The following is an 18,962-nucleotide window of genomic DNA, read 5'->3' as shown; positions in this document are numbered from 1 at the left end:
CCGGGCATGAGCCGCCTCGAGGCCCTGGACCTGGTGAAACGCTACCGCTCCCGGCGCCCCGTGGACGGCACCGCCCTCGCCGTGGAGAGCGGCGAGGTGGTGGGCCTGCTGGGTCCCAACGGCGCCGGCAAGACCACCTGTTTCTACATGATCGTGGGCCTGGTGCCCTGCGATGAGGGGCGCATCCTCCTGGACGGCCGCGATATCACCCGCCTGCCCATGCACGCCCGGGCCCGGCTGGGGCTGGGCTACCTCCCCCAGGAGCCCTCCGTCTTCCGCAAGCTCAGCGTGGCGGAGAACATCCTGGCGGTGCTGGAGGTGCGCGGCGACCTGGATCGGGCCCAGCGCCAGGACCACCTGGAGAACCTGCTGGAGGAATTCCAGATCGCCCACATCCGGGACAACCCGGGGATCAGCCTCTCCGGGGGCGAACGCCGGCGGGTGGAGATCGCCCGGGCCCTGGCCACGGAACCCGCCTTCATCCTCCTGGATGAACCCTTCGCCGGGGTGGACCCCATCTCCGTGATCGAGATCCAGCGCATCATCGCCCACCTCACCGCCCGCGGCATCGGCGTCCTCATCACCGACCACAACGTGCGCGAGACCCTGGGGATCTGCACCCGCGCCTATATCCTCAGCGACGGCCGGGTGATCAGCCGGGGTTCGCCGGAAGAGGTGCTCTCCGATCCCCAGGTGCGCCGGGTGTATCTGGGGGAACATTTCCGACTATGACACCAAGTCTTTGAACAAAAACGATTTCACCCCCCATGTCCCAATTCGGCCGTGTCGCCGTATAATCCCCATGACAAGCCAAGCGGTGACGGCGGCCGGCCCACAGGGCCGTCCGCCCCACCCCTGCCGGATCCGATGACGCGCCACATGCCATGCTAAAGCCCTCCGTCCAGCTCCGTCTGGGTCAGAACCTCACCATGACCCCCCAGCTGCAACAGGCCATCCGCCTGCTGCAGCTCTCCACGCTGGAGTTGCAGGCCCAGATCCAGGAGACCCTGGAGACCAACCCCATGCTGGAGGCCCTGGAAGAGGGCGAAGCGGAACAGGAAGCCGAGGCCACGGAGGCGCGGGACCAGGAAGCGCGGGAGGCGACGGAGGCCCCGACGGAGCAGGACTCCGGTGGCGACGCCGGCACCGGGGACATCCCCGAAGAATTGCCGGTGGACAGCAACTGGGACGACATCTACGATATCCCCCCCTCCGGCCCCGGCCCGGCGGAACCCGAAGGGCGGGACCTGTTCGAAAACCAGAGCGGGCCCGCCGAAAGCCTCCACGAGCATCTCATGTGGCAGATTCATCTGTCGTCGATGAGCGAGCAGGACCGGGCCATCGCCCTCACCCTCGTCGACGCCCTCAACGAGGACGGCTACCTGGCCGAACCCCTGGACCAGATCCATGCCAGCCTGGGCGGCGACGAGGCGGTGGGGCTGGACGAGGTGGAGGCGGTGCTGCACATGGTGCAGCACCTGGACCCGGTGGGCGTCGGCGCCCGCGACCTCTCGGAATGCCTGGCCCTGCAACTGGCGCAACTGCCACCGGACACCCCATGGCTGCAGGAGGCCCTGCAACTGGTGACGGAACACCTGGACGCCCTGGGCGCCCGCGACCACAAGGGTCTGCAGCGCCGCCTGCGGCTCGATGCAGAGCAGCTGCAGCAGGTCATCGCCCTCATCCAGACCCTCAACCCCCGCCCCGGCGCCCTCATCAGCGCCGGCGCCCCCGAATACATCGTCCCCGATGTCTTCGTGCGCAAGCGCGAGGGCCGCTGGCAGGTGGAGCTGAACCCCGAGATCGCGCCGCGCCTGCGGGTCAACCCCCTGTACGCCAGTTACGTGCGCCGCGCCGATTCCAGCGAGGACAACACCTATCTGCGCAACAACCTGCAGGAGGCCCGCTGGTTCATCAAGAGCCTGCAGAGCCGCAACGAGACCCTGCTGCGGGTGGGCACCGCCATCGTCGAGCACCAGCGGGCCTTCCTGGAATACGGCGAGGAGGCCATGAAGCCCCTGGTATTGCGCGACATCGCCGAACAACTGGAGATGCACGAATCCACCATCTCCCGGGTGACCACACAAAAATACATGCACACGCCCCGCGGCATCTTCGAGTTCAAGTACTTCTTCTCGAGCCACGTGGGCACCGCCGACGGCGGGGAATGTTCCGCCACCGCCATCCGCGCCATGATCCGTAAGCTCATCGCCGAGGAGCCGGGCAACAAACCCATGAGCGACAGCAAGATCGCCCAGATCCTGGTGGACCGGGGCATCCACGTGGCCAGGCGCACCGTCGCCAAGTACCGGGAAGCCATGGCCATCCCGCCATCCAGCGAACGCAAGCGGCTCACCTGAACTGCGCCGCAACCCACATCCCCAATCCAAGGAGTATCCCCATGCAGATCAACCTCACCGGTCATCATGTCGACCTGACCGACGCGCTGCGCAACTACGTGAACGAGAAATTCCAGCGCCTGGAGCGGCATTTCGACAACGTGATCGACGTACACGTGATCCTGACCGTGGAGAAGCTGCAACAGAAGGCGGAGGCCAACCTGCTGCTCAGCGGCAACCAGATCCACGCCGATGCCACCGACGGCGACATGTACGCCGCCATCGACGCCCTCGTGGACAAGCTGGACCGCCAGGTGGTCAAGCACAAGGAGAAGCTCAAGGACCATCACCGCGCCGAAGGCTCCCACCGCAATCACGTCGAGTGACCCTGCATGAACATCGGTGAGCTCCTCGGCTCGGACCGCGTGCACTGCACCGCCGAGGTCAGCAGCAAGAAGCGGGCCCTGGAGATGCTGGGTGAGATGCTCTCCACCCGGCTCCCCAAGCTGACCACGGGGGAGATCTTCGACAGCCTGCTGGCGAGGGAACGCCTGGGCAGCACCGGCCTGGGGCATGGGGTGGCCATCCCCCACGGGCGGCTGGAGGGCGCGGACGAGGCCTGCGCCGCCCTGCTGCGGCTGGACCGGGGGGTGGACTACGACGCCCCCGACAGCGAGCCGGTGGACATCCTCTTCGCCCTGGTGGTCCCCACAGAGTCCAGCGAGGAGCACCTGCAGATCCTGGCCGTGCTGGCGCGCATGTTCTCCGACCCGGAGACCCTGGCGCGGCTGCGGGACGCGGGCAGCACCCGCGAGATCCTGGATCTGTTGGGACGGTGGAGCACCGGCGACGGCGATTGACCCCTATGAGTGGATCCCTCACCGTCGCCGACATCCTCGAGGCCATGGAGGAGCGCCTGGGGCTCACCTGGGTGGCCGGCCGCCAGGGGATCCACCGGGAGGTGCCGCAGCACGCCGCCGGCCCCAAGGGCGGACCGGCCCTGGTGGGACACCTGAACATCATCCACCCCAACCGCATCCAGGTGCTGGGCCACGACGAGATGCGCTATCTCTGGTCCCTGCGCAAGAACTCCCGGCGCGACATCCTGGACCAACTCTGCAGTGGCGAGGCCGCCCTGCTCATCGTCACCGACGGTCTCGCCCCCCTGCCCGAACTGGAGACCCTGGCGGAGACCCAGGCGGTGCCGCTGTTGCGCACGGCCCTGCCCAGCCACGAGCTGATCAACATCCTGCGCTACTTCTTCAGCGACAAGCTGGCCGAGACCGTCACCCTGCACGGGGTGTTCATGGAGGTGCTGGGCATCGGTGTGCTGGTGACGGGCAAGAGCGCCGTGGGCAAGAGCGAACTGGCCCTGGAGCTCATCAGCCGCGGCCACCGCCTGGTGGCCGACGACGCCCCGGAATTCGCCCGCATCGCCCCGGACATCCTGCGGGGCACCTGCCCCGCGGTGCTGGAGAACTTCCTCGAGGTGCGGGGCCTGGGGGTGCTCAACATCCGTGCCATGTACGGCGACAGCGCCATCAAGAACAGCAAGTACCTGCGCCTGATCATCGAACTCAAGGACCAGAAGACGGTGCGCCCCGGGGACATCGACCGTCTCCACGGCGGGCGCTACACCCGCGAGGTCCTGGGGCTGGAGGTGCCCGTCATCACCCTGCCCGTGGCCCCGGGGCGCAACCTGGCGGTGATGGTGGAGGCGGCGGTACGCAATCACCTGCTGCGCCTGCGCGGCTACTACGCCGGGGACGACCTGGCCGAACGCATGCACCGCCAGATGCAGGACCCGCCGGCATGAAACTGGTCATCGTCAGCGGACTCTCGGGCTCCGGCAAGACCGTGGCCCTGCACGCCCTGGAGGACGCGGGCTACTACTGCATGGACAACCTGCACATCGGCCTGCTCACGGCCGTGGTGCGCCAGTTCATGGCCGCCGGACACGGCCTCTACGACCAGACGGCGGTGGGCATCGACGCCCGCAGCGGCACCGAGGCCCTGCAACACTTCAGCGAGATCGCAAGAGAGATCCGCGACCTGGGTGTGGACCTGCAGATCCTCTTTCTCCAGGCCGAGGAACCCACCCTGCTGCGCCGCTTCAGTGAGACCCGGCGCCGCCACCCCCTGACCCGGGAGGACCTCCCCCTGGTGGAGGCCATCCAGCTGGAACGGCAGCTGCTGGCGCCGGTGGTGGAGCAGGCGGACCTGGCCATCGACACCACCCGCACCAACGTGCACCAGCTCAGCGACACCGTGCGCCAGCGGGTGGAACAGGCGGAGGCCTCGGGGCTTTCGGTGCTGATCCGCTCCTTCGGCTTCAAGCACGGCACGCCGGTGGACTCGGATTTCGTCTTCGATGTACGCTGTCTGCCCAATCCCCACTGGGAGCCGCGCCTGCGCGCCCTCACGGGCCTGGATCCGGAGGTGGCGAATTTTCTCGGCAGCCACCCGCTGGTGGAGGAGATGCATGTATCGCTGCGGGATTTCCTGGCCACCTGGATCCCCCGGTTCGAGCGCGACAACCGCAGCTACCTGACGGTCTCCATCGGCTGTACCGGCGGGCAGCACCGCTCCGTCTACCTGGCCGAACGCCTGGCGGCGGATCTCCGGGCCCTGCGGGGCGAAGCCATCAGCACCCGCCACCGGGAACTGACCTGACCTTTGAACACCGGTAGGGCATCATGTCCGTTGGACTCCTGATCATCACCCACAACCGCATCGGCGAGGACCTGCTGAGCACCGCCCGCTCCATGATGGGCACCATCCCCCTGGAGACCCGGTGCCTGGCCGTGTCCCAGGCGGAGGACCCGGACGAGGTGCTGACCCGGGCCCTGGAGGACTACCATCACCTCAATGCGGGGGACGGCGTGCTGGTGCTCACGGACATGTACGGCTCCACCCCCAGCAACATCGCCAACCGCCTGATGCAGCAGCCCCGGGTGCAGGTGATCGCGGGCATCAACCTGCCCATGCTGGTGCGTGTGCTCAACTACCCCACCCTGCGCCTGCACGAACTGGTGAACAAGGCCATCAGCGGGGGCCACGACGGCATCCTGCTCTGCGAGACCCACAGCTGATGCCCACCCGCGAGATCACCATCGTCAACAAGCTGGGCATGCACGCCCGCGCCGCCGCCAAGTTCGTCAACCTGGCCAACCAGTACGAGGCCGAGCTGGAGGTGGAGAAGGGCAGCCGCCGGGTCAACGGCAAGAGCATCATGGGGGTGATGATGCTGGCCGCCAGCCGCGGCAGCCAGGTGCGCCTGATCGCCGAGGGGGGGGATGCCGATCAGGCCCTGGACGCCCTCACGGGGCTGATCCAGGACCGTTTCGGCGAGCCCGAATAACGCAACCCGGGCCCGCGGGCCTCCCTGTCGGCGGCAGGCCCGCGGCCGGGCTCAGACCTTTCGGTACACCTTCGCCCCCTTTTCCACGAACTCCGCCGCCTTCTCCTGCATCCCCTGCTCCAGGGCCTCCTGCGCCGACATCCCCTGGGCGGCGGCGTAGTCGCGCACGTCCTGGGTGATCTTCATGGAGCAGAAGTGGGGCCCGCACATGGAACAGAAATGGGCCACCTTGTGGGCCTGCTGCGGCAGGGTCTCATCATGGAAGGAGCGCGCCCGTTCCGGGTCCAGGGAGAGGTTGAACTGGTCCTCCCAGCGGAACTCGAAGCGGGCCTTGGACAGGGCGTTGTCCTGCAGCTGCACCCCGGGGAAGCCCTTGGCCAGATCCGCGGCGTGGGCGGCGATGCGGTAGGTGATGATGCCGTCGCGCACGTCCTCCTTGTCCGGCAGCCCCAGGTGCTCCTTGGGGGTGACGTAGCACAGCATGGCGGTGCCGTACCAGCCGATGTTGGCCGCGCCGATACCCGAGGTGATGTGGTCATAGGCCGGGGCGATGTCGGTCACCAGGGGGCCCAGGGTGTAGAAGGGGGCCTCGAAGCAGTCCTCGAGTTCCTTGTCCACGTTCTCCTTCACCCGCTGCAGGGGGATGTGGCCGGGGCCCTCGATCATCACCTGCACATCGTGCCGCCAGGCGATCTTGGTCAGCTCCCCCAGGGTCTCCAGTTCGGCGAACTGGGCCGCATCGTTGGCGTCCGCCAGGCTGCCGGGGCGCAGGCCATCCCCCAGGGAGAAGGCCACGTCATAGGCCTTCATGATCTCGCAGATCTCCTCGAAGTGGGTGTAGAGGAAGTTCTCCCGGTGGTGGGCCAGGCACCACTTGGCCAGGATGGAGCCCCCGCGGGAGACGATGCCGGTGAGGCGCCGGGCCGTCAGCGGCACATAGCGCAGCAGCACGCCGGCGTGGATGGTGAAGTAGTCCACCCCCTGCTCCGCCTGCTCGATGAGGGTGTCGCGGAACAGCTCCCAGGTGAGCTCCTCCGCCTTGCCGTCCACCTTCTCCAGGGCCTGGTAGATGGGCACCGTGCCGATGGGCACCGGGCTGTTGCGGATCACCCATTCCCGGGTCTCGTGGATGTGCTTGCCGGTGGACAGGTCCATGAGGGTGTCCCCGCCCCAGCGGCAGGACCACACCAGCTTCTCCACCTCCTCCTCGATGCCGGAGCTGACCGAGGAGTTGCCGATGTTGGTGTTGATCTTCACCCGGAAGTTACGCCCGATGATCATGGGCTCCAGCTCCGGGTGGTTGATGTTGGCGGGGATCACGGCGCGGCCGGCGGCCACCTCGTCGCGCACGAACTCGGGGGTGATCACCTCGGGGATGCGCGCGCCGAAGGCCTCGCCGGGGTGCTGGCGCAGCAGGGCCGCATAGCGGGGATCCTCCCGCAGTTCCTGCAGGCGGCCGTTCTCGCGGATGGCCACGTACTCCATCTCGGGGGTGACGATGCCGCGGCGGGCATAGTGCATCTGGGTAATGTTGGCGCCGGCCCGGGCCCGCCGGGGGGCGCGGATGTGCTCAAAACGCAGGTGGGCCAGTTGCGGGTCCGCCGCCCGGTCCCGCCCGTAGCGGGAGCTGGGCCCGTCCAGCACCTCCGTATCCCCGCGCTCCTGGATCCAGGCGCTGCGCACGCTGGGCAGCCCCTGCATCAGGTCCACCCGCACCTCGGGATCGGTATAGGGCCCGGAGGTGTCGTAGACGGGGATCGGGGGGTTCTCCTCCTCGCCCGCGGCGGTGCGCGTGGGGGCCTGGATCACCTCGCGCATGGGCACGCGCAGGTCCGGGCGCGAGCCGGTGACGTGGATCTTGCGGGAACCGGGGAAGGGACGCGTGACCTCCTCGGACACCCGGGCGGTCTTCTGGACAAGGGAGTGGGGTATGGCGCTCATGGGTTGGCCTCCTGGGGCGGGAGAGGCACGGAGCGCTTTACGGGCACATCCGAAGCTTCCCTCCGCCGGTGTGATCCGGATCAGGTTCCAAGGGTGTCTCTCAGCCCGTACGGGCACCCCTAGCTTCTTCTTGGGTTCAAGCTAGCCCAGTCGCCGGGGAGATGCAACCGCTCCTGCCATCCGGCCAAGAGGGATTCACTTTCCACATGCGGCCAGGGCCGCTTCGAGCCGCTGGCAGACGGTCTCCAGCACGGTGACCCGGGCGAAGCGCTTGTCCTCGGCGGGGACCAGGGTCCAGGGGGCGTACTCGGTGCTGGTGCGCACCACCATCTCATTCACCGCCGCCTCGTAGTCCGGGCGTCTTTGGCGGTTGCGCCAGTCCTCGTCGGTGATCTTGTGCTGCTTGTAGGCCACCTGCTCCCGCTCGCGAAAGCGCGCCAGCTGTTCCGCCTCGCTCACATGCAGCCAGAACTTGAGCACCACGGTGCCGTGCTCCACCAACTGCTCCTCGAAATCGTTGATCTCGTGGTAGGCCCGGCGCCAGCGGTCCTCCGCGGCCAGGCCCTCCACCCGCTCCACCAGCACCCGCCCGTACCAGGAACGGTCGTACACGGTCATGCGCCCGCGGCGGGGCACATGGCGCCAGAAACGCCAGAGGTAGTGATGCGCCCGTTCCTCGTCGCTGGGGGCAGCGATGGCCACCACCCGGTAGAGCCGGGCATCGATGCCGGCGGTGAGCCGGCGGATGGTGCCCCCCTTGCCGGCGGCATCCCAGCCCTCGAAGACCACCACCGTGGACACCCCCTGGTCCCAGGCCCGCCAGGTGAGATCCCGCAGCCGGGCCTGGGCCCGCTTCAGGCGGCGCTTGTACTCGGCCTTCTCCAGGGACTGGCGCAGATCCAGGTGATCCAGCACCGTCACCCGGGCCGGGGCATCCGCCGGCAGGCTCGGGGCATGGGAGGGGGTGAACCCCTCCGCCGGGGGGCCGCCCGCCTGCAGGCGCTCCTCGATGGCATCCCGCAGGGTGCGCCCCACGGTGAGGTCCCGGTAGCGGGGGTCCGTGGCCTCGATGAGATACCAGGGGGCCAGACCGCTGTCGGTCTCCCGGATCACCCGTTCGCCGGTCTCCACCAGGCGCCGGTAGCGCAGCGCCTGCTCCTTGCCCCGGGGCAGGCGGTACCAGCGGCTGGCCGGGTCCTTCAGCCGCGCCTGCAGGCGCGCCTTCTGCACCTCCCGGGGCAGGTGGAACCAGAACTTGACGATGAGGGCCCCGTCGGCCACCAACATGCTCTCGAAGTCGCGGATGCGGGTGAGGGCTTCGTGCAGCGCCGCCTCGTCCCCCTTCTCCTGCACCCGCTCCCGGATGGGGCGGGCGTACCAACCGCCGAAGAAGATGCCGATGCCGCCCCGCGCGGGCATGGAGTGCCAGTAACGCCACATGGGCGGGCGGGCCTGTTCCTCGATCTCCTCCTCCCAGAAGGCGTGGGTGGCCACGCCGCGGGTATCCAGCCAGGTGTTGAGGCGATTCACCACCTCGCCGCGGCCGACACCGTCCACCCCCTCCACCAGGACGATTACCGCCACGTCGGAGTCCCGCAGGCGTCGCTGCGCCGCCAGCAGCTCCGCGCGCAGGCGCGGCACCGCCGACTTGTAGGCCTCCCGCTCCACCCTGCGCCCCAGTTCCGCCGCCTCGAACATCCCTTAGCCCTCTGCCTGCTTCGCCCTTCAAGCGGGGCCCTTCACCGGGGCTTGCCCGTCCCCGCCCGAGGCCGTAACCTTCCGAACGCATAACATCATAACCGGTCAAGGCCCCGCCGCCCCCGGAACACAACCACCAGACCCTACGGGAAGCCCCCACCATGAACCTCGAACAGGCTCGTTTCAACATGGTCGAACAGCAGGTCCGCACCTGGGAGGTGCTGGACCCGCGCGTGCTCTCGGTGATGGAGGAGACCCCCCGGGAGGCCTTCGTACCCCCCTCCCACGCCCAGCTGGCCTACGCCGACCTGGAGATCCCCCTGGGCCACGGCGAATCCATGATGCGTCCCAATGTGGAGGGGCGCCTGCTGCAGGCCCTGGAGATTCAGACCCATGACGTGGTCCTGGAGGTGGGCACCGGTTCGGGCTATGTCACCGCCTGTTTGGCGAAGCTGGCGGCCCATGTGGAGTCCGTGGACATCCACCAGGACTTCACCCAGGCCGCGCGCCGGCGCCTGCGGGAACAGGCCCTGTTCAACATCACCCTGCATACGGGCAATGCCGCCGAAGGCTGGAAAGCGGGCCGGCACGAGAAATACGACGTCATCGCCCTGACCGCCTCCATGGCCCGCTACCGGGAGTTCTTTGAGCAGCAACTCAACGTGGGCGGCCGCCTGTTCGTGGTGGTGGGGGAACCGCCGGTGATGGAGGCGCGCCTGGTAACACGCCTGGGAGAACGGGAATTCACCCACCAGCGACTCTTCGAGACCTGCCTCAAGCCCCTGGTGGGCCAGGAGGCCCGGCCCCGCTTCGTCTTCTGAAGCCCCGCCCGTGCAGCGCCTGTCGGCACGCGCGCTGCGGGAACATCTGGACCACGCCGCAACGCCGCCCCTGTTGCTGGATGTGCGCGAGCCCTGGGAGTACGACATCGTCCACCTCCCGGGCTCGCATCTCTGCCCCCTGGCCAGGCTGCCCGAACATGCAGAAACCCTGGACCCCCAGGCCGAGATCGTCCTGATCTGTCATCACGGCATCCGCTCACGCCAGGCGGGGCTCTGGCTGGAACACCAGGGGTTCTCCCGCCTGATCAACCTGGAAGGGGGCATCGACGCCTGGGCCCGGGAGGTGGATCCCACCCTCCCGGTCTACGGCTGATGGGCCGGTTTTCACCGCCTGGCGCACCGGATAGGATATTCACAATCCCTGATATACTGGTCCCTTTACCCCGCCTGGCAGGAGAGATACATGACCCGAACCCCGAAGACATGGCTCGCAGGCCTGTCCCTCGCGATCGTCACGGCCGCCCCCCTGCAGGCGGCCGATCTCATGGAGGTCTACCGCACCGCCCTGGAAGAGGATCCCGAGCTGCGGCGGGCCGAGGCGGAATACCGGGCGGCCCTGGAACAGCGCCCCCAGGCCCGCTCCGCCCTGCTGCCCCAGATCCGGGGCGGCGCCGGCTATGCCCATACCGAGAGTGAACCCGACGAGGGCCAGGAATACGACTACCAGAGCCGGACCTTCGATCTCTCCCTGGAACAGAGCCTCTACGATCATGCCAACTACGTGGCCCTGCGCCAGGCGGACCTGGGCATCGCCCGGGCCACCGCCACCCGCGACGCGGCCCGTCAGGAACTGCTCCTGCGGGTGGCCGAGGCCTACTTCGGTGTCCTCTCCGCGCGGGAGGATCTCGACTTCGCCAAGGCGGAGAAGGAGGCCATCGAACGCCAATTGGAACAGGTGCAGCGGCGCTTTGATGTGGGCCTGATCGCCATCACCGACGTGAAGGAGGCCCGGGCCCAGTACGACCTGGCGGTGGCCGAGGAGATCGCCGCCCAGAACCGCCTGGACCAGGCCGAGGAGGATCTCTCCGTCATCACCGGGCGCTTCTATGAGGAACTGGCGGCACTCAGTGACCGCCTGACCCTCACGCCGCCCGATCCCGCCAACCGGGACCGCTGGGTGGAGACCGCCCTGGAACAGAACCTGAACCTGGCCGCCACCCGCCTGGCCACGGAGACCGCCGCCGAGGAGATCAAGCGCCAGCGGGCGGGGCATTACCCCACCCTGGGCCTCTCCGCCAGCTACACGGACCAGGATTTCAAGGACGCCCCCGCGGCCATGACGGGGCAGCTGCGGGATGGCGCCGACACCCAGATCGGCGTGCAACTGAACATCCCCCTCTTCACCGGGGGCCGCACCAGTTCCCTCACCCGCGAGGCCCGGGAGAACTTCGACGCCGCCCGCCAGCAGCAGGAACAGGTGCGGCGGGAGACCGTCCGCCAGGTCCGCGGCGCCTTCCTTTCGGTGAACTCCGACATCTCCCGGGTGCGCGCCCTGGAGCAGGCCCTGGAATCCACCCGTGCCTCCTATGAGGCGGCCCAGGCGGGCTTCGAGGTGGGCACCCGCACCGCCGTGGACGTGCTCCTGGAACTGCGCCGGGTGTTCGGCGCCGAGCGGGACCTGGCGGATGCCCGCTATGCCTACCTCCTGGACACCCTGCGCCTGAAGCAGGCCGCCGGTACGCTCTCCGAGCAGGATCTTGCGGCCATCAACGCCTGGCTGGACTGAGGACCATGGACGCGGACCAGGCCGCTGGGGTATGCGATGCCCGCCACAGCCAGTTGCTGGTGGTGGACATCCAGGAACGTCTGGCCTCGGCCATGGCCGAGGCGGACCGCGCCCGGGTCTGCCGCACGGCCGCGGGGCTGGCGCGGGCGGCGGCCACCCTGGAGATCCCCGTCACCGTCAGCGAACAGTACCCCCAGGGGATCGGCCCCACGGAGGCGGCGGTGAAGGCCGCGCTCCCCGACACGGCCCGCCTCCTGGAGAAGACCGCCTTCTCCTGCTGCGGCGAGGAACCCATCATGGAGCGGCTGCAGGGCCTGGCGCGCCCGCAGGTGGTCCTCTGCGGCATGGAGGCCCATGTGTGCATCCTGCAGACCGCCCTGGGGCTGCTGCAGGCGGGCTTTGCGGTCTTCGTGGCGCAGGACGGGGTCTGCTCCCGGGATGCGGAACACCGGCGCAACGCCCTGGAGCGCATGGCCCGGGCGGGGATCATCGTCAGCAACTACGAGTCCGTGCTCTTCGAGTGGCTGGGGGACAGCCGCCATCCCCGCTTCCGGGACCTGCTGCCCCTGGTGCGCTGACGCCTCAGAGCGCCGCCGCCCGGTCCACGAGGCGGTCCACGGCCCCCCGGTTCGCCTTAAGCACCCGCGCCGCCCCCGCCGCCAGGCCCTCCCGGGCCGCGGCATCCCCCAGCAGGGCCGCCAGGGCACCGGCCAGTTCCCCGGCATCCGCCAGCCGCAGCACCCCCCCCGCCGCCTCCAGGTCGGCGTACACCGCCTCGAAGTTGAAGACATGGGGCCCGGTGATCACGGGCACGCCATGGGCTGCGGGCTCCAGGGGATTGTGTCCGCCCACGGGCACCAGGCTGCCCCCCATGAAGGCCACATCCGCCGCGCCGCAGAGGGTGAGCAGCTCCCCCATGGTGTCCCCCAGCCAGACGGCGGCCTCCGCCCCGGGCAGGCCCCCGGCGCTGCGCCGTACCATGGGCAACCCGGCCCCCTGGCAGAGCCGGGCCACGGCATCGAAGCGCTCGGGATGGCGGGGCACCAGGATCAGTAGGGCATCGGGGCGGCGCTGCCGCAACCCGGCATGGGCCTGCAGCAGCCGCGCCTCCTCGCCTTCATGGGTGCTGGCGGCGATCCACACCGGCCGCACCCCCAGAGCCCGGCGCAGATCCCGGGCCGCCTGACGCACCGCCGCGGACAGGCCGAGGTCGTACTTGAGATTCCCCACCACCTGCACCCGCCCGGGCGCGGCCCCCAGGGCCAGGAACCGCCGCGCGTCCTCCGCCTCCCGCGCGGCGATGAGGGCGGTATCCGCCAGGGTGGCCCGCAGCAGCGGCCGCAGGCGGGCATAGCCCCGTAAGGAGCGGGCCGAGAGGCGCGCATTCACCAGCATCACCGGCACGCCGCGGCGCCGGCAGGCCCGGTAGAGATTGGGCCAGAGCTCGGTCTCCATCACCAGCAGGCGCTGCGCCGGGCAGCGCTTGATGAACCGGGCCATGGCGCCCGGCAGGTCCAGGGGGAGATAGCGGTGATCCACCTCGCCCCCCAGTCGCCGCGCCACCTCTTCCATGCCCGTGGGGGTGGTGGTGGTCACCAGCACGGCCTCCCCGGGAAAACGGGCCTGCCAGGCCCGGATCAGGGGCACCGCCGCGATCACCTCCCCCACCGACACGGCGTGCACCCAGAGCCGCCGCGCCCGGGGTTCCAGCCGGGGGGCGAATCCCAGCCGCTCCCCCAGACGACGGCGGTAGGCCGGCTGCCGGCGGCCGCGCCAGAGCAGGCGCAGGAGCAGCACGGGCAGCAGCAGCCGCAGCAGCCAGGTATAGCCCCCGCGCAGGATCGCGGCGGCCATTCAGTCCTCCCCGCGGATGCGCCGGATGAGCCCGCTGGTGGAGGCCCCCTCCACGAAGGGCAGCACCTCCACCCGCCCGCCGGCGCGGCGCACGCAGTCCCCGCCGGCGATGGCCTCGGGGCGGTAGTCCCCCCCCTTCACCAGCACATCCGGGGCCACGGCGCAGATCAGGCGCTCGGGGGTGTCCTCGGCGAAGGGCACCACCCAGTCCACCGAGGCCAGCCCCGAGAGCACCGCCATGCGCCGCTCCAGGGGATTCACGGGACGGGCATCCCCCTTGAGGCGGGCCACGGAGGCGTCGTCGTTCACCGCCACCACGAGCCGGTCCCCCAGGCGGCGGGCCCGCTCCAGGTAGTCCACGTGGCCGGCGTGGAGGATGTCAAAGCAGCCGTTGGTCATGACGATGCGCTCACCGCGCCCGCGGGCCTCCGCCACGGCATCCAGCAGTTCCGCCTGGGTCATGCGGCCGCTCCAACCCCCCTGATGCCCGCGCATGGCGGCACGCAGTTCCGCCGGGGTGACATGCCCCGTGCCCAGCTTGCCCACCACCCGGCCGGCCGCCAGGTTGGCCAGGGCGGCGGCCTCGGCCATGCCCTGCCCCGCCGCCAGGGCGGCGGCCACCACGGCGATGACCGTATCCCCGGCGCCGGTGACGTCGAACACCTCCCGCGCCCGGGTGGGCAGGTGCAGGGGGTCTTGCCCCTCCCGGATCAGCAGCATGCCGCGTTCGCTCAGGGTCACCAGCAGGGCCTCCAGCCCCAGCTCCCGGCGCAGGCGCTCGCCCTGCTCCAGCAGCAGATCGTCCCGGGGGCAGGCCCCCACCACCGCCTCCAACTCCGCCAGGTTGGGGGTGAGCACCGTGGCACCGCGGTAGCGGGAGAAGTCCCGCCCCTTGGGATCCACCAGCACCGGCAGACCCGCGGCCCGCCCCCGGGCGATGAGCGCGGGGGCATCCGCCAGGGTGCCCTTGCCGTAATCGGAGAGCACCAGGGCCCCGGCCCCGGCCAGGTGCGGCTCCAGAGTACGCCCCAGGGCGGCGGGATGGTCCCCCTCCAGGGGGGCCTCGAAGTCCAGGCGCAGGAGTTGCTGATGCCGGCTCATCACCCGCAGCTTGGTGATGGTGGGGCGATGCGGATCCCGCAGCAGGGCACAGGCGATCCCCTCCGCCTGCAGCAGCCGGGCGAGGGTGTCGCCCGCCTCGTCGGCGCCGGTGATGCCCCCCAGGGCGACCCCCACCCCCAATCGGGCCAGGTTCACCGCCACATTGGCCGCCCCCCCGGCGCGCTCCTCCACGCCAGTGACCTGCACCACCGGCACCGGGGCCTCCGGGGAGATGCGCGCGGCGGGGCCGGACCAGTAGCGATCCAGCATCAGATCCCCCGCCACCACCACGCGGGCCCGTTCGAATGCCGGCCAATCCAGATTCACGGCCGCTCACCTCATCTTGGCTCTAAGGGAAAGGGCGGGGATGGTACCCGGCGGGAGGCGCCGGGGCCAGTGGGCGCCCGCGGCCCCCAAAATGGATTCAGCCCCGGCCGGGGGCCGCACCAAGGACCTCCTGGTAGACCCGCAGATTGCCCTCCACCATGGCATCGATGGAAAACCGGGCCTGCACCCGCCGCCGACCGGCGGCCCCCAGGCGGGCGCGCCGCTCCGGGTCCTTGAGCAGGTCCACCACCGCCCGCTCCAGGGCCGGCGGGTCCCCCGGGGGCACCAGCACACCGGCGTCCTCCCCAATGATCTCGGGCACGCCCCCCGCCCGGGCCCCCACCAGGGGGACGCCGCAGGACGCCGCCTGCAGCAGGGACACCCCCAGTCCCTCCATCTCTGCCGGGTGCACCAGCAGGTCCAGGCAGGGCAGCACCCGCTCCAGATCGTCCCGGAATCCCATCAGGGCCACATGCCCCGCCAGCCCCTCCTCCTGGATCCGCGCCCGCAGCTCCGCCTCCAGGGGGCCCTGACCGAAGAACAGGAACCGCACCCGGGGCTCTGCCTGGATGATCCCGGGGATGGCCGCCAGCAGGTGGCGGTGCCCCTTGCGGGGGATGAGCTGGGCCACCACCCCCACGGTCTTCTCGTATTCCTCCAGGCCAAAGGCCTCCTGGAACCAGGCCCGCTCACACACCGGACGGTAGCGCTCCGTATCCACGGCACTGGGGACACAGACCACCCGCCGCGGCGTCACCCCCTCGTGGATCAGCACCGCCCGGATGGCCTCCGAGATGGTGATCACGCGATGGAACAGCCGGTACTTCACCCGCGCCCAGGGGGCCGGCTCGGGGTTGTCCACCCGGCGCGACAGCACGGCCGGCACCCCCGCCCAGCGGGCGGCCAGCCCCCCCAGGACATCCGCGCCGCGGCGGCTGTGCAGATGCACCACATCCGGCTGTACCTGACGCATCACCCGCAGCAGACGCAGGATGAACTTCAGATCCAGGTCCCCGCCCATGGGCAGGGGCAACACCCGCTCGCAGTAAGCCCCGGCCCCCTCGGCGATGGCGGCCCCCTGGGGGCAGACCAGGACGTTGGCGATCCCGCGCCGGGCCAGGCCCTCCATGAGATAGCGCACCTGCAGGGCCCCGCCGTACAGGTGCCGCCCCGTCTCCACATGCAGCACGCGCATCAGGTGCTCTCCTCCCCATGGGGCATGACCTGCGCCACCCGCTGCAGCACCTCCTCCGGGGTGATGCCGGTCATGCAATCGAAGCGCCCATGGCAGACCGGATTGCGCCGGCACGGGGCGCAGGGCAGATCGTGATAGATCACCGTAGTATTCTCCCGGCCCGTCTCCAGATAGGGACAGGTGGAGCCGAACAGGGCCACGGTGGGCACATCGAAGGCGGGGCCCATATGGGTCAACCCCGTATCCACCCCCACCAGCAGGCGCGCCCCGCGGATCACCGCCGCCGCCTGGGTGAGCGAGGTCCGGCCCACCAGATCCTCCACCGCCTCCCCCGCCCGGGCGGCGATGCGCTGCGCCGCCGCCCGGTCCCCCGGCCCCCCCAGCAGCACCAGGGGCAGGCCATGACGGGCATAGAGCGCCCGGGCCAGATCGGCCCACGCGGTCTCCACCCAGTGCTTCTGCGGCCGGGTGGTGAAGGGGCAGCCTACGGCGTAGGATCGCTGTCCCACATGCGCCTCCAACAGTGCCCCCGCTGACCGTTCCGCCTCCGCTCCGATGCCAACCTCCATGCGGAAATCCGCCACCGGCAGCGCCAGCGCCTCGGCCAGGTACCGGTACTCCGAACCGATCCACTCGGCCTGTCCTCCACGCTCGACCACTTGCGTCATCAACCAGCGACTACCCTCGCGCGAACCCAGTCCCACGCGCTCGGGCGCCCCGGAAAGCCAGGCCAGCCAGCCGCTCTTCATCAGGCCCTGCAGGTCGATGGCGAGATCAAACCCGTGCTCGCGCAGCTCGCGCCGAAAAGCCCGCAGGCGCCCCGCCAATTCGCGATAACGTCGTTCAGCCAAGAGCTGGCGCCACTCGTTGCGAGGCCAGACAATCACCTCGTCGAGCTGTGGGTGATCCACCAGCAGATCGCGGGACTCAGGTTGCACCAACCAGGCGATATGCGCCCGCGGATAACGCCGACGTAACGCCGCCACCAGCGGTGATGCCATCACGATGTCACCGATAGCGGAAAGACGGATGACTATAATTTTCATGCCACCGGCTTCTAGGCGCTTTTGCTTTTACGGCGCAGCCAACCCTGCGAGACAACCATTGTTACACCCATCAGCAATAACCAAAGGAAGCGCCCGTCATAATGTATAAGGCGCGTATCTATTAAGCTCCAAGTCAACACCATCACCCAAGCCCCAATCAAAAATATGAAAATATCTAACGGGATATTTCCTTTTTTAAAAGAGTTGCACAAAGAAAAAAGCAGGAGCAGCACAAGACCGCAAAAAAGCAACAGACCAACTAGGCCAGTTTCAACCAAGATCTGGATATAAGTGTTATGAAAATGCGGGTGTATTGCCAAATTCGGATCCTGCTTAAGGAGTGGTTGAGCACTACCAACCCCCCAACCCAGCATAGGCCGTTCCATCCAGCACTGAATTCCATAAATCCACATATGCGCGCGACGACCAACCGAGCTGTAGGGAATGCTCTCCCGGTCGACAGTAATCAGCTGCTCATACACACTCGAATCTTGCAGTAAACGATCAAAAATAGCCTCCTGATAATATACCACCAAACCGACCATAAAGATAGCACCCAATATTAGTGGCAGAGCGAGCCTTTTACCATTCGTATAGAGTGCGTGAGGGCAATGAACCATAGCCCCGAAGAATGCAACGATGATGGCCACGATAAAGGCGCCCCAAGCCCCCCTCGACTGAGTTGCTAGAAACGCAGTCGCCGCTACGATAACTCCAATCAACCAAAAGGCGATCGCCACTATTTTTTTCCATTTTCGATTTCCAACAAGATCTAACAATGATGCCAGAAAAACAAAAAATCCAAACAATACCAAACCAGCGTAAAGACCTTGGGCAATTGCTGCCTTCCCGAATGATTGCCGCTTTTCAAAAAAGCTTGCGATATCAGCCCAATCGATATGCAATACAAAACTAGCCAAAAGACCTATCGCAGCCAAAACCAAAACCGAACGGACTAAGCTTAAGGATTTACCTTTCAAGACCCAAGCGATAACTGAAAAAAAACAAAGAAGAATAAAACCTTCGAGTACATCAAGGTCTGGAGGCACAGCCAGCGGCTGCTGGTATCGTAAAATAACATAGTGCCCCAAAAAAAAAGAAATGAGCACAATGGAATACCAAAAAAGTGGTTGATGCCGCATATCCCTCCAAAAAACCGGAGCGCGAACAGCCGTCAACAAGACCAGCATGATGCCACCTAATGTAGATAAAGATGTGCCCAGCCATCCAAAAAGAGAAAAGAGCCAAAGATTACCTAGGGATATTTTATCAAGTATTCCGTTCATAATAAGCTGCACCAGCGTGACTCACCCCATGAATACCCTATACCTGCGGGATCCCCACGCTTTTGTCGAAGATTTACTTTCCTAATATTGGGTCTCGCTTGATTGTATAACGCATGCCCCCCCCTATTCCATGCACTGGAGTGGCCGAGTAGGCCCATACGTCCGCGCTGGTGTTGTGCTCGTCCAGGAGGAAGTCGATCATCTGGCTGTCGTGGACGCTGGCATCGGTCACCTCGAAGTGCCGAA

Annotated in this window: 19 protein-coding genes and 1 riboswitch; of the genes, 12 read left to right on the top strand and 7 right to left on the bottom strand. The window is 67.9% G+C overall.

Features of this window, described 5'->3' with window-relative positions:
- The first annotated feature begins 6 nt into the window (after window positions 1-6).
- The 8 genes from lptB (at window position 7) to BM214_RS06870 (ending at window position 5,700) form a co-directional block, all read left to right on the top strand.
- Window positions 7-732, top strand: a complete 726-nt coding sequence (gene lptB, locus BM214_RS06905; protein ID WP_090484897.1) for an LPS export ABC transporter ATP-binding protein — start codon at window positions 7-9, stop codon at window positions 730-732.
- Window positions 733-884: 152 nt separating this feature from the next.
- Complete coding sequence (locus BM214_RS06900) at window positions 885-2,360, top strand: RNA polymerase factor sigma-54 (RefSeq protein ID WP_090484895.1); 1,476 nt, start codon at window positions 885-887, stop codon at window positions 2,358-2,360.
- A gap of 41 nt (window positions 2,361-2,401) precedes the next feature.
- Window positions 2,402-2,725, top strand: a complete 324-nt coding sequence (gene hpf, locus BM214_RS06895) for a ribosome hibernation-promoting factor, HPF/YfiA family (RefSeq protein WP_090484893.1) — start codon at window positions 2,402-2,404, stop codon at window positions 2,723-2,725.
- 6 nt (window positions 2,726-2,731) lie between these two features.
- Complete coding sequence (locus BM214_RS06890) at window positions 2,732-3,199, top strand: PTS sugar transporter subunit IIA (RefSeq protein ID WP_090484891.1); 468 nt, start codon at window positions 2,732-2,734, stop codon at window positions 3,197-3,199.
- A 5-nt stretch (window positions 3,200-3,204) separates the two neighbouring features.
- Complete coding sequence (hprK, locus tag BM214_RS06885; RefSeq protein WP_090484889.1) at window positions 3,205-4,155, top strand: HPr(Ser) kinase/phosphatase; 951 nt, start codon at window positions 3,205-3,207, stop codon at window positions 4,153-4,155.
- On the top strand, window positions 4,152-5,012 hold the full coding sequence (gene rapZ, locus BM214_RS06880) for an RNase adapter RapZ (protein WP_090484887.1): 861 nt from the start codon (window positions 4,152-4,154) through the stop codon (window positions 5,010-5,012). Before hprK ends, rapZ begins: the two co-directional genes overlap by 4 nt.
- A gap of 23 nt (window positions 5,013-5,035) precedes the next feature.
- On the top strand, window positions 5,036-5,431 hold the full coding sequence (locus tag BM214_RS06875; protein ID WP_090484885.1) for a PTS sugar transporter subunit IIA: 396 nt from the start codon (window positions 5,036-5,038) through the stop codon (window positions 5,429-5,431).
- A complete protein-coding gene (locus tag BM214_RS06870; protein ID WP_090484883.1) occupies window positions 5,431-5,700 on the top strand; it encodes an HPr family phosphocarrier protein in 270 nt (89 codons plus the stop codon). Before BM214_RS06875 ends, BM214_RS06870 begins: the two co-directional genes overlap by 1 nt.
- A gap of 51 nt (window positions 5,701-5,751) precedes the next feature.
- On the opposite strand, the gene thiC is transcribed toward BM214_RS06870, so the two are convergent.
- The gene (gene thiC, locus BM214_RS06865; RefSeq protein WP_090484881.1) at window positions 5,752-7,641 is read right to left on the bottom strand and encodes a phosphomethylpyrimidine synthase ThiC; all 1,890 of its coding nucleotides are present in this window, start codon (window positions 7,639-7,641) and stop codon (window positions 5,752-5,754) included.
- A 40-nt stretch (window positions 7,642-7,681) separates the two neighbouring features.
- A riboswitch (TPP riboswitch) is annotated at window positions 7,682-7,772 on the bottom strand.
- Between the two features lie 64 nt (window positions 7,773-7,836).
- Complete coding sequence (pap, locus tag BM214_RS06860; protein ID WP_090484879.1) at window positions 7,837-9,339, bottom strand: polyphosphate:AMP phosphotransferase; 1,503 nt, start codon at window positions 9,337-9,339, stop codon at window positions 7,837-7,839.
- Window positions 9,340-9,500: 161 nt separating this feature from the next.
- Between pap and BM214_RS06855 the strand changes: the two genes are divergently transcribed.
- From BM214_RS06855 to BM214_RS06840, 4 genes are all read left to right on the top strand, one after another.
- Complete coding sequence (locus tag BM214_RS06855; protein WP_090484877.1) at window positions 9,501-10,160, top strand: protein-L-isoaspartate O-methyltransferase family protein; 660 nt, start codon at window positions 9,501-9,503, stop codon at window positions 10,158-10,160.
- A 10-nt stretch (window positions 10,161-10,170) separates the two neighbouring features.
- A complete protein-coding gene (locus BM214_RS06850) occupies window positions 10,171-10,494 on the top strand; it encodes a rhodanese-like domain-containing protein (protein ID WP_090484874.1) in 324 nt (107 codons plus the stop codon).
- Between the two features lie 90 nt (window positions 10,495-10,584).
- A complete protein-coding gene (locus tag BM214_RS06845) occupies window positions 10,585-11,907 on the top strand; it encodes a TolC family outer membrane protein (RefSeq protein ID WP_090484872.1) in 1,323 nt (440 codons plus the stop codon).
- 5 nt (window positions 11,908-11,912) lie between these two features.
- Window positions 11,913-12,485, top strand: a complete 573-nt coding sequence (locus tag BM214_RS06840) for an isochorismatase family protein (RefSeq protein WP_090484870.1) — start codon at window positions 11,913-11,915, stop codon at window positions 12,483-12,485.
- Window positions 12,486-12,489: 4 nt separating this feature from the next.
- Here BM214_RS06840 and waaA read toward each other — a convergent pair whose 3' ends face one another.
- The 5 genes from waaA to BM214_RS06815 all read right to left on the bottom strand — a co-directional run bounded on the left by waaA (window position 12,490) and on the right by BM214_RS06815 (window position 18,728).
- Window positions 12,490-13,761 (bottom strand): lipid IV(A) 3-deoxy-D-manno-octulosonic acid transferase, encoded by a 1,272-nt coding sequence (waaA, locus tag BM214_RS06835; protein WP_244887885.1) that lies wholly within the window; start codon window positions 13,759-13,761, stop codon window positions 12,490-12,492.
- Entirely contained in the window at window positions 13,762-15,189 is a 1,428-nt protein-coding gene (gene hldE, locus BM214_RS06830) for a bifunctional D-glycero-beta-D-manno-heptose-7-phosphate kinase/D-glycero-beta-D-manno-heptose 1-phosphate adenylyltransferase HldE (protein WP_090484868.1), read from the bottom strand. It lies immediately after the preceding gene.
- 97 nt (window positions 15,190-15,286) lie between these two features.
- On the bottom strand, window positions 15,287-16,384 hold the full coding sequence (locus BM214_RS06825; protein ID WP_090484866.1) for a glycosyltransferase: 1,098 nt from the start codon (window positions 16,382-16,384) through the stop codon (window positions 15,287-15,289).
- Window positions 16,384-17,385: a glycosyltransferase family 9 protein gene (locus BM214_RS06820; RefSeq protein ID WP_244887884.1), complete on the bottom strand. Its 1,002-nt coding sequence runs from the start codon at window positions 17,383-17,385 to the stop codon at window positions 16,384-16,386. Before BM214_RS06820 ends, BM214_RS06825 begins: the two co-directional genes overlap by 1 nt.
- Window positions 17,386-17,441: 56 nt before the next feature.
- On the bottom strand, window positions 17,442-18,728 hold the full coding sequence (locus BM214_RS06815) for an O-antigen ligase family protein (RefSeq protein WP_090484861.1): 1,287 nt from the start codon (window positions 18,726-18,728) through the stop codon (window positions 17,442-17,444).
- Window positions 18,729-18,962: the final 234 nt, after the last annotated feature.

Origin of the sequence: Ectothiorhodospira mobilis (genome assembly GCF_900114895.1) — a bacterium.
GTDB lineage: Bacteria > Pseudomonadota > Gammaproteobacteria > Ectothiorhodospirales > Ectothiorhodospiraceae > Ectothiorhodospira > Ectothiorhodospira mobilis_A.
This window is presented reverse-complemented; position numbering and strand designations above follow the sequence as displayed.